The following is a 14,066-nucleotide window of genomic DNA, read 5'->3' as shown; positions in this document are numbered from 1 at the left end:
CATCGCGGACTGCAGCACCCATGCCTATCGCCCAATACGCGCTTAACGAAACTGTCGAAGGCCTGTATCACGCCCATCACAACTGGCTCACGGGCTGGTTGCGGCGTCGGTTGGGCTGTCCGCACAGCGCGGCTGATCTGGCGCAAGACACCTTCGTCAAAGTCCTGCTGGCCCGCGATACGCCGGAGATCATCGAGCCAAGGGCGTTTCTGACCACCATCGCCAAGCGTGTGCTGTTCAACCACTACCGCCGACAGGATCTTGAGCGCGCCTATTACCAGACGCTGGCAGAAATGCCGGAGTGTGTCGCCCCTTCGGAAGAAGAGCGGGCGATCATTCTGGAGACGTTGCTGGAGCTGGACCAATTGCTCGATGGCCTTCCGGTTGCGGTCAAGCAAGCCTTCCTGTTGTCGCAAATTGACGGCCTGAGCCACGGAGAAATTGCCGCGCAACTGGGTATTTCCATCGCCACGGTCAAACGTCATCTGAACAAGGCGCTGTTGCGCTGCTATTTCGCCTTATGAATTCGAACGGCGAATCCCTGAACAAATCAGACATCGCGCCAGCCGTGGCCGAGCAGGCGGTAAGCTGGCTGATCGAAATGCAGAGCGGCACCCTCGCCCCATTGCGCCAGCAAGCCTGGCAGTTATGGCTGAACAGCAATACCGAGCACCAGCGGGCGTGGGCGCATATCCAGCGGGTCAACCAGCGTTTGAGCGGGTTGTCTTCACCGCTGGCGCATGCCGCGATCAACGCGCCAAGGTCCAGCAGCCGACGTCAGGCGCTGAAACTGTTGTTGCTGCTGGGTGCCGGTTCTGCGGCCGGTTGGGGTTTGCGCGATCAACTCTCGTTGCAGCCGTTGCTGGCCGATTATCACAATGGGATTGGCGAGCAGCGCAAGATCGCGCTGGACGATGGCAGCGAAATCCACCTGAATACGGCGAGCGCCATCGACCTGCGCTTTGATGCCCAGCAACGTCTGATCAAGTTGTTGCAAGGCGAGATCATGCTGACGGTGGCTGATGATCCGCGTCCGCTGAATCTGATCACGGCCGAGGGCAACATTCGGCCGATGTCCCCAGCCAGCCGCTTCGATGTGCGCCAGCTCGACGGCAAAACCCAGTTGGCGGTGTTCAGCGGCACGGTACAAATCAACCCGACGACGTTCACCGGTCCCGGCTTGCAGCTGCAAGCCTCGCAGCAGGTCGTGTTCAACCGCAATACGTGGGAACCGCTGCGGGCGCTGGACGCCAACAGCGGCGCGTGGGCGGATGGCATGCTGGTCGCCGCGCACATGCGCCTGCAAGACTTCCTCGCCGAACTGAGCCGCTACCGCCGCGGCCATTTGCAATGTGATGCGAAAGTCGCGGATCTGCTGATTTCGGGAAGTTATCCACTGGCCAATAGCGAGCGGATTCTGGATTTGCTGGAGGTGGCGTTGCCGGTGAAGGTCAGGCGGTTTACCCGGTATTGGGTGAGCGTTGAGGCGCGGGTTTAGCACTTGGCGATCAAAACAACACGCATTTGAAAATGAAATGAGATCCCTGTGGGAGCGGTGCTTGCCCGCGATAAGGCTGGACGCGATCTGAAGTGAATCGCGTCCAGCTTTATCGCGGGCAAGCACCGCTCCCACAGGTAATGCATTCCATTGGCATAATTATTTTCAAAACCGGTGAGCCGTTTTCGGTTCCTCGCGTGACAGACAGGGAAAGCACCTTAATCCTCTCGCCCAAGGACTCCCTGTATGTCAGTTCGCCCCAGCCGTTTGTCTCCCCTGTCCCGCTCGTTGCGGCACATTGTGTTTGGTGCCGGTCTTTCTATGTGCAGCGTGCCGCTGTTGCAGGCGGCTGACGTTGGCAGCAAGGCGTATCACATTGCCCCGAGCGCGCTGGAAACCGCACTGAATCAATTCGGTCGGGAGGCAGGCGTTCTGATTTCCTTTGGCTCGCAAATCACCAGCGGTCTGCAGAGCCGTGGGCTGGAAGGTCAATACACCCCCGAGCAGGGGCTGGCGGCATTGCTCGAAGGCACTGGCCTGCAAGCCAGCCCCGATGGCCAGAATGGCTTCACCCTGCAACCGGTCAGCGCGCAGGCCAATGGCCCGATTGAACTGGGTGCATCCAACGTCGTCGGTGACTGGCTGGGCGAGGCGCAGCAGACTGACGTCTTCGAACATCCAGGTGCCCGGGACGTGATCCGTCGCGAAGAAATCGAGCGCATGGGTGCCAGCAACGCACGTGAAGTGCTTAATCGCATCCCCGGCGTCAACGCCCCGGAAAATAACGGCACCGGCAGCCATGACATGGCGCTGAACTTCGGCATTCGCGGCCTCAACCCGCGTCTTGCATCGCGCTCCACGGTATTGATGGACGGCATCCCGGTGCCCTTCGCACCTTACGGCCAGCCGCAACTGTCCTTCGCGCCGATCAGCATGGGCAACATGGATGCGGTAGACGTGGTTCGCGGCGGTGGCGCGGTGCGTTACGGCCCGCAGAACGTCGGCGGGGTCGTCAACTTCGTGACCCGTGCCATCCCTGACGAACCGACTCTCAAAGGCGGTTTCCAGACCGAAACCAGCCCTTCCTCCAGCCATGACGGCTTCAAGACCACGGGTAATGTATTGGCCGGTGGCACTGCCGACAATGGCCTGGGTGGTGCGATTCTGTACACCGGCGTACGCGGCGGCGACTGGCGCGAACACAGCGACACGCAGATCGACGATCTGATCCTCAAGGGTAAATACCAGATCGACGAAGCCAACAGCGTCAACGCCATGGCTCAGTACTACGAAGGCGAAGCAGAGATGCCAGGTGGCCTCAACGTTGCCGATTACAAAGACGACCCTTACCAGTCGACGCGCTTGAAGGACAAGTTCTGGGGCCGTCGCACCATGGTCAACTTCGGCTATCGCTACGAGGAAGACGCACGGGTTTTCACCGCGAATACGTTCTTCACCAAAACCCTGCGCAGCGGTTATCTGGAACAAGGCAGCTTCGTGTCGCTGTCGCCTCGCGAATACTGGGTCCGCGGTCTGGAAACACGCTTCTCCCAGGGTTTTGCACTGGGTGAAACCTGGCACGAAGTGGGCGTCGGTTACCGTTACATCAACGAAGCCGGGCATGAGCTGCGCTACCGTGAGGACACTGTCGATAATGTCCTGCCGACCACCGGCAGCCGTTTCGACCGCGATACCCGAGGCTCAACAGAAGCCAATGCAATCTACATCGATGACCGTATCGATATCGGCAAGTGGACCATCACGCCGGGTATTCGCTACGAAATGATCGACACCGCGCAGTCCGACAACTTCAACAACCGCAAATACCAGGGCGACTACAAAACTGCCCTGCCCGCGTTGAACGTGCTGTATCACCTGACCGAAAGCTGGAACCTGTACGCCAATACCGAGGGATCGTTCGGCAGCGTGCAATACAGCCAGATGTCCAGCCGCGTCGCGGGAGGTGAAGTCAAACCCGAGAAAGCCCGGACCTGGGAATTGGGTACGCGCTATGACAATGGCAACCTGCGTGCAGAGATCGGCGCATTCCTGATCAACTTCGATAACCAGTACGAAACCAACCAGACTGACAGCAGCGTGATTGCCCGTGGCGAAACCCGTCATCAGGGGATCGAGACCAGCGTCAACTATGCACTGGCTGGACTGAACCCAGCGTTGGCGGGTTTTGATGTGTACGCCACGTATGCTTTCGTTGATGCGACAATTCGTGAAGACGGTCCGAACAAGGGCAACCGCGTGCCCTTCGCGTCGAAGCACAAAGGCACCCTGGGTGTGGCGTATACCGAAGGCCCATGGAAGCTGAATCTGGACAGTTCGTACCAGAGCGACCAATTCGCCGACAACGCCAACACCCAGGCAGAAACCGCCAACGGTGCTGCGGGCAAGATCCCGGGTTACATGCTGTTCAGCACCCGCGCTGCCTACGACTTCGGCCCGCAATTGTCCGATCTGAACGTCGCGGTCGGGGTGAAGAACATCTTCAACCACGAGTACTTCACCCGCTCCTTTGACGACAACAACCGCGGCAAATACGTCGGCGAACCGCGGACGGTGTACGTGCAGACTTCAGTGGCGTTTTGATACACCGCGTCGCCTGCATCGTCGGAATGCCGCCCAGACCAAGCCCGGCTCTCACAGTGATCGCACTCCCCTGTAGGAGCCGAGCTTGCTCGCGATGAACGACAACGCGGTGTAGCTTATGGCTGCGTCTTATGTATCGCGGGCAAGCCTCGCTCTCATCAAACAACATGCAACCCACTGGATTGAAATGCATTTTCTGTAGGAGCTGCCGAAGGCTGCGAAACATTTCTCCTGAAACACCGCGATCGCAGCCTTCGGCAGCTCCTACAGGTCCTATGTTTGCCGCGAGACAGCGTGGTGCCATCGACACCGGGGTGACTCCCACAATGATTGGGTTACGCTCAGTTCCCGGTTTTACCAACGATACGTCGCACTCGCCTGCACAGTACGTTGCGAGCCGTACCAGCACCAACCGTAACCGCTGCAGGACGCGACGTATTCCTTGTTGGCCAGATTGGTAACGTTAAGCGCCAGACGCAGGTTATCCATCGGGTTGTACAGGCTTGGAATATCGTAATGAGCTGATGCGTCGAACAAGGTGTAACCAGGCACTTTCAACGAGTTGGCAGTGTCACCCCAGGTCGAGCCGACATAACGTGTCCCACCGCCAACACCGAAGCCTTTCATTTGTCCATCACGGAAGGTGTAATCAACCCACGCAGAAGCGGTATGACGTGGAATCGCCACCGATGTCTTGCCCTCAGCCGACTCGGACGGGCCATTGGCAATGCCACTTCCTGGCGACACGCTAACGGTGCTGTTGGATTTGGTGGTCCTGTTGTCCAGATACGCGTAAGCCGCGGTGATATCCAGGTTGTCACTCAGGCTCGCCTTGCCTTCCAGCTCGAAACCGCGCGACTGCACCTCACCGGATTGCACCTGACAACGGGCACCGTTACACCGCGGCGCTGGATCCGGGTCCGGAGTCAGCACATTGGTTCTGCGCAGATCGAAGATCGAGGCCGTAATGAAGCTGTTGCTTCCAGGCGGCTGGTACTTGATACCCAATTCGTATTGCGTGCCTTCGGTTGGATCAAACGGTTTGTCACCTAAACCGGTGCCCGATTGCGGCTCGAAGGACTCCGAGTAGCTGATGTAGGGCGCCAGGCCGTTATCGAACAGATAGACCAGCCCCAGCCGTCCGGTGAAGGCTTCTGCCTCGGTCGAACTCTTGGTTTTCACCCCCGTGGCAATGCGTTTCGAACTGTTGGTGCTGTCTGCCCAGTCATAACGACCACCGGCCAGAAACACCCACTTGTCCCACTTCATCTGCTCTTGCAGATACAGCCCTTTTTGCTCGCTGCGCCCGGTCGCATCGGTGACATAAGCTGGCACTGTCACAGGGCTGCCGTAGACCGGATTGAAGATATCCAGGGGTGCAGTCTGGGGAAATCCGGACGCCTTGGTATCCGTACTCGTGTTTTGATAATCGGCACCGAAGAGCACGGTGTGCTGCAACGGCCCGGTGGCGAATTTAGCCTGGACCTGATTATCAATCGTATAAGAATCAATATTCACATCGGTCGCGATGACGCTGCGATCAAGTGTGCGGAAATCGTCCCGCAGCGCGCTGTTGTAAACGCTGCGATAGAGGCCCTCACTGCGCATGTATCGAGTGTTCTGGCGGATCGTCCAGACGTCGTTAAGATGGTGTTCGAACAGGTAACCCAAGGCGTAGTAATTGCGATCGCTTTTCTCGATATCCTTCTCGCCGTCATAAAAATCGACGTCGATGTCACGGCCGGTCGGGCTGCGCAGCACTGAACCAAAAGCGGGAACCGCGCCATACGAAGCCCCCTTCGGATCAGCCTGATAATTGGCCAGCAGCGTCAGCGAAGTATCCTCACTCGGACGCCAGGTAAACGCACCTGCGATGGACTGGCGACGGGTTTCAGTGTGCTCGACCTGCCCGTCGGCGTCGTCGTACAAACCGGAAAGCCGGTAGGAATACACACCCTGATCATCAATCGGGCCACCGAAATCGAAGGTCGTGCGCTTCTTGTTGAAGTTGCCATACGTCAGGCCGATTTCGTGAAACGGTGTTTCGGTCGGCAGCTTGCTGACCATATTCACCACACCGCTGGGGCTGGCCTGGCCGTACAACACTGACGACGGGCCACGCAGGATTTCAACGCGCTCCAGATCGAACGCATCTTTCTGGGGGGAGGCATCGCGGCTGCTCGGCATGCGCAAGCCGTCCAGATAGGTCGCAGGCGAGAACCCCCGAATGCTCAATTGGTCCAGACGCGAGGCGGTCGCCCCGCGCGTCTCTGGCACAACGGCCGCGGTATAGCGCAGGATCTGATTCAGGCTCTGTGCGCCCTGCGCGGTCATCTGATCTTTGGTCACGACCGAAATCGATTGCGGTGTTTCAATCAACGCGGTGTCGGTCTTGGTTCCGGTACGACCGCGGGTTGCCACGTAACCGGCAACCGGCCCCGAGGCCGTCTCGCTGCGCCACGCACCCTGAATATCCGTCGCCCCCAACTCCATGGCCCCCGCCACTGCCTCGGGTGCAGCCTCAATGCGATAACGATTGGCCGACAATGCCGTGGCCCGCAAACCACTGCCTGCCAACAAACGCGCCAGCGCGACGTGGGTATCGAAATCGCCCTGCAAGCCCGGGCTGCGCTTGTCACGAGTCAGGGCAGGATCGAAGGCCAGCGCCAGATTCGCCTGCTCGGCCAGACTGTTGAGTGCCTGGCTCAAATCACCCGCCGGAATCGAAAAATTGCGTATCGCGGCCTGGGCGTTCGGCATGGATTCAGCAGCATTGAGCGGCGTTACAGCGAACGCCATGACGACGGCCAGAGCCAGTGGTTGCAGAGAATGGACAGCGCGTGACATGGACGATCCTTGGCTGGGAAATGAAGTACTCCTAGCCATGACGCACGCGCGAGGAAAATAGACAGTGAATGAGATGGATTAACATTCAAATACTGCACGCCTGTTTTTTTGCCGCGAAATATTTCTTTCACGTCGGGGTTGAATTGTTCCTCGAGAAGCGCCAACACTGTGACTGAGACGGACAAAAATGAACCTCCTGAAAAGGAGCACGTCCGATCTCACAAGAGCAAGCCTTAGAAGGGAACAACTATGCAAATCCAGGTCAATTGCGATAACCACATCGAAAGCAGCATCCGACTGGAGGAGTGGGTACGTACCACTGTTGAAAGCACGCTCGAACGTTACGAAGAGGATCTGACCCGCATCGAAGTCCACATTCGCGATGAGAACGGCGACAAGCCCGGCCCGCACGACATGCGCTGCCAGATGGAAGCCCGACCAAAAGGTCATCAGCCCATCTCCGTAACTCACAAGGCCGACACCCTGGATCAGGCAGTAGATGGTGCCGCAGTTAAACTCGATCATGCCCTTGAGCATCTATTCGGCAAATTGCGTAAAAAACGCGCCGGAGCCCCAATCATTGAAGAGTCAGAGCTTGAAGCGGAAAACCCCGACGCTCTGTTGCAAGAAGAATTTCTGGAGAAGGAGCAGGAAAAAAGCGTCGCCCAACTGGGTTGAGCCACGCATTAACCTGAATCACATTACGACCTCTTGAAAGAAGGGCGGACTTGCACAGCAGGTCCGCCCTTTTTCGTTTCCGGCCCTATTTGGCTGGAGTGATCCTGACGAACAGCGGTGTAAAGTGGTCGACCTTGATCGGCAGATTGTCGGCCAATGTAGCCAGAGCAGCGTCGGTGTCGTCCAGGCGGAAAACCCCGGAGACGCGAATCCCTCGAAGCGCCTGCTCATCAAACTGCAGAACGCCATGCCGCCAGGATTCGAGGGCCTGCAATACCTCAACCAGTGGCCGGTCATCCGCTTTGAGCATCCCGCGCGTCCAGGCAGCCGGATCTTCATTGCCGATGGGTGTAGGCAACTGCACCACGCCATCCTTGAGCGTCGCCCGTTGACCGGTGTTGACCCGAACGTCGGTCGAGCGATCAGCATTGGCGGCAATCGCCGACTCAAGCACGCTGACCTGAACCGAACCATCCTGCTCTTTACGCACCACAAAGCGCGTACCCAGCGCCGTTATGGTGCCTTGACGGGTCTTGACCACGAACGGTCGCTGCGGGTCTTTGGCGACCTGCACCCACATTTCACCGCGATACAACTCGATAACGCGCTGCCGTTCGTCGAATTCAACGTCCACTGCCGAGCCGCTATTGAGCTGCAACTCGCTACCGTCGGTCAGCAAAATCTCACGTTTCTCGCCAGTTTCAGTGCGTTCATCAGCCAGCCAGACCGGCCCCTGATCAACGCTGAACCAGCCGAAAACCAGCACCCCCAACAGGGCGATTGCTTGCACCGGTCGGTGAGAGATTTTCCGTTTGGCCGGAGGAAAAACCTTGCCTAATGCCTTCCTGGCGGGCTCGACGGGCAATTGATCGAAGCTGCCCATCACCGCCTGCATGCGTGTCACCGCCAGCGCATGCCGCGGGTCTGCATGACGCCATGTGTTGAAGGCCTGCCGGTCAGCCGTGCTGGCAGCGTCATCATTCAGCAACGCCAGCCACTGGGCGGCCTGGCCGATCATTGACTCCGAGGGTTCGTGTTCTACATTCATGACAAGTGGCCCGAACCATGCAGAGTCTTATAGCAATGCACCAGCACGCTGGCCATGTACTGCTTGACCATGCTGGCGGACACACCCAACACCTTGGCGATTTCGTTGTAGCTCAAGCCGTCCAGGCGGTTGAGTAAAAACGCCTCCCGGGGTTTGCGAGGCAAGCCTTCCAGCATCCGGGAGATTTTTTCCAGCAGTTGCAAGGCCGCGTGAATCGCCTCAGGGCTGGGGATATTGGCGTCGTCGGCACTCAGCGCCAATGCTTCAAGGTAAGCGTGCTCAATCTTGCGGCGCCGAGCGCCATCGATCAGCAGACGCGTGGCGGTGGTGGTCAGAAATGCACGAGGTTCTTTGAGGTTTTGCGGTTCAGCGAGCGTTAGAACACGGATGAAGGCGTCATGGGCAAGGTCAGCCGCACGTTGCGAACAACCGAGCTTTTTACGCAACCACCCATGTAACCAGGAGTGATGGTCGCTGTAGAGCGCAGTGAATTGCCGGTGACGAAGGATCAGGTCGTCATCGGATGCAGGAATGTCGCGCATGTGGCAATGCTTCTTAAACACGAAAAATTATCATTAACGCGGAAGATGCCACTATTCAGTAACAACGGCAAGCGCAGGAATTTTCCGATCTTTCACTCAACCGTCGAGAACTAAAGGGTCAAACGCCCAGTCAATTTATGCAGTCCCTACTGGCAGGTACCGAAAATGGATAATCCTTTTCAGCAGATTACCGACGTATTTCATCCTGACTATCGGGTGAATCTGAGCATTCAAGGCCTCGACGGCAGCATTATGCTGACGTTATCGAACGAGACAGGTGTGGTTGCCAAACGCTTGATCAGCGCTGCCCAGCGCAACGATCCCAAGCGCTTGAAGCGATTGATCGAAAGCGTGCAGTTCGGCATCGCAATCGAGGAAGGCCACAGCGCCATCAAGATCCTGGCGGCCATGACCGACGGCGACGTGAAACGACTCGCGCCACCACCCTCGAAGCTCGCGAACCTGCTGGCCACCCGCCCTACAGTGGCGGTGGGGATTTGATGCCGATTGAGTGCCTGTCCGTCTGTTTGCGATAAACCATCCCGCTCCCTTTCAGACCCTGCTGCCCTCTCCCGGCAGCAGGATCTGGATTCTGCATGTGCATCGCCACACGCCTGAATAGCCTGTCTCCGCGACTCCCCTCCCAATCGTTCTCAAGCTGATCGCTCCCCCGTCAGGCACTTGTTTGGCCTCGGTGACTGTTCAGGCAAGGTACAGACAAGGGCTGTTACAACATTACTGAGACTTGCTTGTTGGGTGACAGGATCGTCCTGTCGCAGCGTCACCCCATCTGCGGATAACTCCGAGGAGGCAACATGTTCTTGCGTTATGTGGCACTGATTGCACTGGTAGCAGTGGCATCCGGGTGCGTAGAAGAACGAATCGTCCATGAACGAAGCCCGGTGCACCACGAGTATGTCGAGGTCGTGGCGCCACAAGCCCCGCCAGAGCGCATCGTGGAAGTCGAACCAGCACCTCGACCAGGCTACGTCTGGGCGCGCGGTTACTGGCATTGGGATGGAAGCCGTTATGTGCCTGTGCGAGGCCATTGGGAAGCCGAGCGCCCTGGCTATCGCTATGAGCATCCGCACTGGGAACGAGCAGGAGATGGTTGGCATTGGCATGCCGGAGTGTGGCTTGACTGACTGTTGATAAAGCCTGTCCTGCAAGGCCGATAGGCCAGGCAGGACAGGCAATTCAATCCCCTCAGCTTTCCGACTTGTCCTTCACCGACGGAAAGCGCGACGACGCAAACCGAACCACCAGAATCGCAAACGCCAGCAACAGAATCCCACCGCACAAGTAAATGATCCCCAGATCTGGCGGAGCATGATGAGACACGTCGCTGATCAACAACCGGGTCAGAGCCGTGATCGCTACGTAGATCAAGAACCTGATTGGCATGTGGTTGGTCTTGAAATAGATACCCACCATCGCTCCGAGCTCCAGATAGATGAACAGCAGCAGAATGTCATCAACACTGACACTGCCTTTGCCAATCATCTCTATGAAAGCCAGGATTGCCCCGTACGCCGTAATCGCTCCAATCCCGAAAAGTGCCAGGTAATGGAAAGCCTCTACGCACAGATTGCCAAGCGAATCCGCTTGATCGTGAATGTTCTTGCGCAGCTTTTCAGCCCATTTCAGTTCTGACATCTTCAACTCATCCTGTACAAAAATTGAGCAACACTTACCGGTCAACATAATGCCGCTTTGTAGGTGAAGCCTCGTGCTGCGTGATTCTCAAGCAGGAACGAGGCCATTAGCCAGGGTTAAGAGCGCGGCGGGTTGTCGCAAGGCACACGAAGGGAGTAAAAAAGATGCATGTTCGCCACTATTCAAGCCGCGACGATTGGCTTATGCTTACAACTGTATAAACAACCAGTATTCGCCTAGCCAGATCTTGCATCGTTGCAGGTCGGCATTTTGATCTGCAATACAAGCGTTGACCGTTTCACAAGCACAACCGGGGGCGTTCCCCTCCAATACTGCACCTGATTACGAGGCCTCACATGGCTGTTGAAACCCTATATCGCAGTACCCGCGACTTGGAGACTACATTCGTGGATCGTAAACTCGCCGATGCACACGACCAGATGCTCGAACTGGCAGAGTCGTTGACCGAGATTCTGATGAAGAACGTACCGGGTCTGACCGAGAAGCAAGCCGAAGACACCAGTATTTTCATGGCTAAAAACCGCGTCGTGTTCGCCGCTGCGTTCAAGAACAACGCCGGTGCGCTTGCTGAGTTGGGTCAGGAAGGCTGAGTCTTTACAGGCCTGCAGGAACTCACGAACAATGCGAGGCAGCGATAGCGTTTTGCCTGACACGCCGCCATCGCGGGCAAGCGCGCTCCTACAAGTCTCCGTTTGCTGCGCGACAGCGCGGCTGTCTGGACGACGGTGACGCTCTCATCAAACGAAATGCAAATTAATGGATTGAAATGCATTTTCTGTAGGAGCTGGCGAAGGCTGCGAAGCATTTCTCCTGACACACCTCGATCGCAGCCTTCGGCAGCTCCTACAGAGCATTCGTTTGCTGCGAGACAGCGTTTTGCCTGGGACACAAGGTTATCTCCTGCAAAAAGTAGCATCATCCAGATGCACTAACACCAAAGCAATTGAGAAGCAGTCTCATCCGTGATAGCCTCGCCGGCACATTATCTGTGGCTGCCCTAGGCGGCGAACTTTGCTTTTCAGAGCGTTTTGCCGTGCCCGATAAAGCTACAAGACTTAGCCTTTATCTCGCCCACCGTCCCGCGTTGATCAATTACGCCAAAGGGGTTTTGGGTGATAGAGCGAGCGCCGAGGATGTGGTGCAGGACGCCTTTCTGCGCTTCAGCGAGCCGACCAGTTCAGCGCTGGAGCAACCCGCTGCTTATCTCTATCGCATAGTGCGTAATCTGGCGCTCGATGCCATGCGCCGCCAGAACAGCGAAAATCGTCAGCAGCAAAGTCCGCCGCAATGGATGCAGCCCGGTCAGTTGCAATCCCCCGAACAGCAGTTTCTTCAGCAAGCTGACGTCAGCCGTGTAGCCGCGACCTTTGCCGACTTACCTGAACAAACGCGGATTGCCGTCGAGATGCACCGTCTCGGTGGTTATACTCTGCAGCAAATCGCCAGCCACCTGAACATTTCGCTGTCCATGACCCACCGTCTGGTGCGTGACGCCGTGGTTCAGTTGGCCTCCAGTATCGAGGTTGAGCAGCCTGCTCAGGCCGTTCAACGCAAGGAGCGCCCACGTGCATGAGTTGACGCCTTCCAGGGCCAGCCTGGAACAGGCCAGTGACTGGTTACTGGTTCTTCAGGCTGAACCTGCGCGCTTCGAAGAATTCGATCACTGGTTGCACGCCAACCCGGAACACCTCAGCGCTTGGGCCCAGGTCAATCGCGCCTGGTCAGCCATTGAGCAGCCCTCCACCACCGTCCACTGGCCAACCCCCGCCGAAGTCGCACCACTCAACCCTTCGCGCCGCAAGTGGTCGATGCTCGCGGCCGCCTGTGTCTGTGTCATTGCGTTGGGCGCCGCATGGCTGAACAACCCTGACTGGCAGGCTGACTATCACACCGGCACCGGCGAAACGCGCGTCGTGCAGTTGGCAGACGGTAGCCAGATGACGCTCGCTGCGCGTAGCGCCGTGGATGTGGACTACAGCGGCAAAACCCGGCAGATCACCTTGCTGCGTGGCGAAGCGCTGTTCGACGTGGTGCATGACGCCCGCCGCCCTTTTCAGGTCGACGCCAACCAAGTGGTTATTCGGGTGCTCGGGACGTCGTTCGATGTTGCGCGCAGTGAGTCCGGTATAAAGGTCGAAGTGCGCGAAGGCGCCGTCGGGGTCAACGCCAGCGGTACGCCTTACCGTCTTTCTGCGGGCCAACGGCTTTGGCTCGTTGCAAATCAGGGTAGCGTCCAGCAATCCGCGATCGCTCCCGACGAAGTGGCCACCTGGGTCAGCGGCCAGCAGTTTTTCGAAAACGCTACCGTGCAGGAAGTCGTCGAGCAGTTGCGCAACTATCAGCATGGCTGGATCGTCATCAGTGATGATGCCCTGGGGCAGAAGCGAGTGACCGGGCTTTATGATCTGCGCGATACGCAACGGGCGTTGCAGGCTCTGGCTAAGCCGGTTGGCGGAGAGGTGAAGCAGTATTCGCCGCTGCTCACCGTGCTGAAGTAGACCGCTGATTATCCAGATGCATCTGCGTGCTTCATACCTGGCCACGAAAAGTCGTCGAGGGACTGGCTTCAGCCGGGAAGACAGACGATATAGCTCTAACGAATGTACCAGCATCTTCCCGGCTGAAGCCGGTCCCACGACATTGCACAAGTACTGAGATCACCCCTGTGGGAGCGGTGCTTGCCCGCGATTCAGGCGCTGCGGTGTATGAGTCAGAGCGCGTAATCGTTCATCGGAGCAGCTCGGCTCCTACAGGGATGCGGTCTCTGTGGGAGATTCACGTGGGACCGGCTTTAGCCGGGAAAGCGATATCTCTGACGACACATTTTCAGTGACTGTTGCGGCCTCTTCCCGGCTGAAGCCGGTCCCACGACACTGCACAAGTACCGAGATCCCCCTGTGGGAGCGGTGCTTGCCCGCGATTCAGGCGCTGCAGTGTATGAGTCAGAGCGCGTAATCGTTCATCGCGAGCAAGCTCGGCTCCTACAGGGATGCGGTCTTTGTGGGAGATTGATGAACTGACCCCCAAAAGTTAGACGGTCTTGTTAAGCAGCTCGCGACTGGGTCCTGTACGCCACAGGGCTCAGTCCGCCTAGCCTCATTTTGATGCGGTCGTGGTTGTAGTAACTGATGTAATCATCCATCTCGGCCTGCAACTCTTCAACGCTGCTGAAGCT

14 protein-coding genes are annotated in these 14,066 nt (G+C 57.6%); 9 read left to right on the top strand and 5 right to left on the bottom strand.

Going from position 1 to position 14,066, the window contains the following annotated elements; all coding sequences use genetic code 11:
- Positions 1–20 precede the first annotated feature (20 nt).
- The 3 genes from CKW31_RS28075 to fecA all read left to right on the top strand — a co-directional run bounded on the left by CKW31_RS28075 (position 21) and on the right by fecA (position 4,099).
- Complete coding sequence (locus CKW31_RS28075; RefSeq protein WP_095102195.1) at positions 21–524, top strand: sigma-70 family RNA polymerase sigma factor; 504 nt, start codon at positions 21–23, stop codon at positions 522–524.
- Positions 521–1,498, top strand: a complete 978-nt coding sequence (locus CKW31_RS28070; protein WP_095102193.1) for a FecR domain-containing protein — start codon at positions 521–523, stop codon at positions 1,496–1,498. Before CKW31_RS28075 ends, CKW31_RS28070 begins: the two co-directional genes overlap by 4 nt.
- 246 nt (positions 1,499–1,744) lie before the next feature.
- Positions 1,745–4,099, top strand: coding sequence for a TonB-dependent Fe(3+) dicitrate receptor FecA (gene fecA / locus CKW31_RS28065; protein WP_095102191.1), 2,355 nt, complete (start codon positions 1,745–1,747; stop codon positions 4,097–4,099).
- 354 nt (positions 4,100–4,453) lie between these two features.
- On the opposite strand, the gene CKW31_RS28060 is transcribed toward fecA, so the two are convergent.
- The gene (locus tag CKW31_RS28060) at positions 4,454–6,946 is read right to left on the bottom strand and encodes a TonB-dependent siderophore receptor (RefSeq protein WP_095102189.1); all 2,493 of its coding nucleotides are present in this window, start codon (positions 6,944–6,946) and stop codon (positions 4,454–4,456) included.
- Positions 6,947–7,195: 249 nt separating this feature from the next.
- Here CKW31_RS28060 and CKW31_RS28055 point away from each other — a divergent pair, with 249 nt between their 5' ends.
- A complete protein-coding gene (locus tag CKW31_RS28055; RefSeq protein ID WP_095102187.1) occupies positions 7,196–7,624 on the top strand; it encodes an HPF/RaiA family ribosome-associated protein in 429 nt (142 codons plus the stop codon).
- A gap of 85 nt (positions 7,625–7,709) precedes the next feature.
- On the opposite strand, the gene CKW31_RS28050 is transcribed toward CKW31_RS28055, so the two are convergent.
- Positions 7,710–8,672, bottom strand: a complete 963-nt coding sequence (locus CKW31_RS28050) for a FecR family protein (RefSeq protein ID WP_095102185.1) — start codon at positions 8,670–8,672, stop codon at positions 7,710–7,712.
- Entirely contained in the window at positions 8,669–9,214 is a 546-nt protein-coding gene (locus CKW31_RS28045; RefSeq protein ID WP_095102183.1) for a sigma-70 family RNA polymerase sigma factor, read from the bottom strand. Before CKW31_RS28045 ends, CKW31_RS28050 begins: the two co-directional genes overlap by 4 nt.
- A 165-nt stretch (positions 9,215–9,379) precedes the next feature.
- On the opposite strand from CKW31_RS28045, the gene CKW31_RS28040 reads away from it, so the two are divergent.
- Positions 9,380–9,715 carry a DUF3509 domain-containing protein gene (locus CKW31_RS28040; protein WP_095102181.1) on the top strand — a complete coding sequence of 112 codons (336 nt, stop codon included), beginning with the start codon at positions 9,380–9,382 and terminating at the stop codon, positions 9,713–9,715.
- 314 nt (positions 9,716–10,029) lie between these two features.
- On the top strand, positions 10,030–10,359 hold the full coding sequence (locus CKW31_RS28035) for a YXWGXW repeat-containing protein (RefSeq protein WP_095102179.1): 330 nt from the start codon (positions 10,030–10,032) through the stop codon (positions 10,357–10,359).
- 61 nt (positions 10,360–10,420) lie between these two features.
- Here CKW31_RS28035 and CKW31_RS28030 read toward each other — a convergent pair whose 3' ends face one another.
- Positions 10,421–10,870: a phosphate-starvation-inducible protein PsiE gene (locus CKW31_RS28030; protein WP_095102177.1), complete on the bottom strand. Its 450-nt coding sequence runs from the start codon at positions 10,868–10,870 to the stop codon at positions 10,421–10,423.
- A gap of 356 nt (positions 10,871–11,226) precedes the next feature.
- Between CKW31_RS28030 and CKW31_RS28025 the strand changes: the two genes are divergently transcribed.
- From CKW31_RS28025 to CKW31_RS28015, 3 genes are all read left to right on the top strand, one after another.
- Positions 11,227–11,481: a YebG family protein gene (locus tag CKW31_RS28025; protein WP_095102175.1), complete on the top strand. Its 255-nt coding sequence runs from the start codon at positions 11,227–11,229 to the stop codon at positions 11,479–11,481.
- 443 nt (positions 11,482–11,924) lie between these two features.
- The gene (locus CKW31_RS28020; protein WP_095102253.1) at positions 11,925–12,464 is read left to right on the top strand and encodes a sigma-70 family RNA polymerase sigma factor; all 540 of its coding nucleotides are present in this window, start codon (positions 11,925–11,927) and stop codon (positions 12,462–12,464) included.
- Entirely contained in the window at positions 12,457–13,389 is a 933-nt protein-coding gene (locus CKW31_RS28015; protein WP_095102173.1) for a FecR family protein, read from the top strand. Before CKW31_RS28020 ends, CKW31_RS28015 begins: the two co-directional genes overlap by 8 nt.
- Positions 13,390–13,934: 545 nt before the next feature.
- On the opposite strand, the gene CKW31_RS28010 is transcribed toward CKW31_RS28015, so the two are convergent.
- A partial coding sequence (locus tag CKW31_RS28010) for an IS3 family transposase (RefSeq protein ID WP_141230202.1) occupies positions 13,935–14,066 on the bottom strand: 132 nt, incomplete at its 5' end.

The sequence above is a fragment of the Pseudomonas sp. Irchel 3A5 genome (genome assembly GCF_900187575.1).
In the GTDB taxonomy this organism is placed as follows: Bacteria; Pseudomonadota; Gammaproteobacteria; order Pseudomonadales; family Pseudomonadaceae; genus Aquipseudomonas; species Aquipseudomonas folii.
This window is presented reverse-complemented; position numbering and strand designations above follow the sequence as displayed.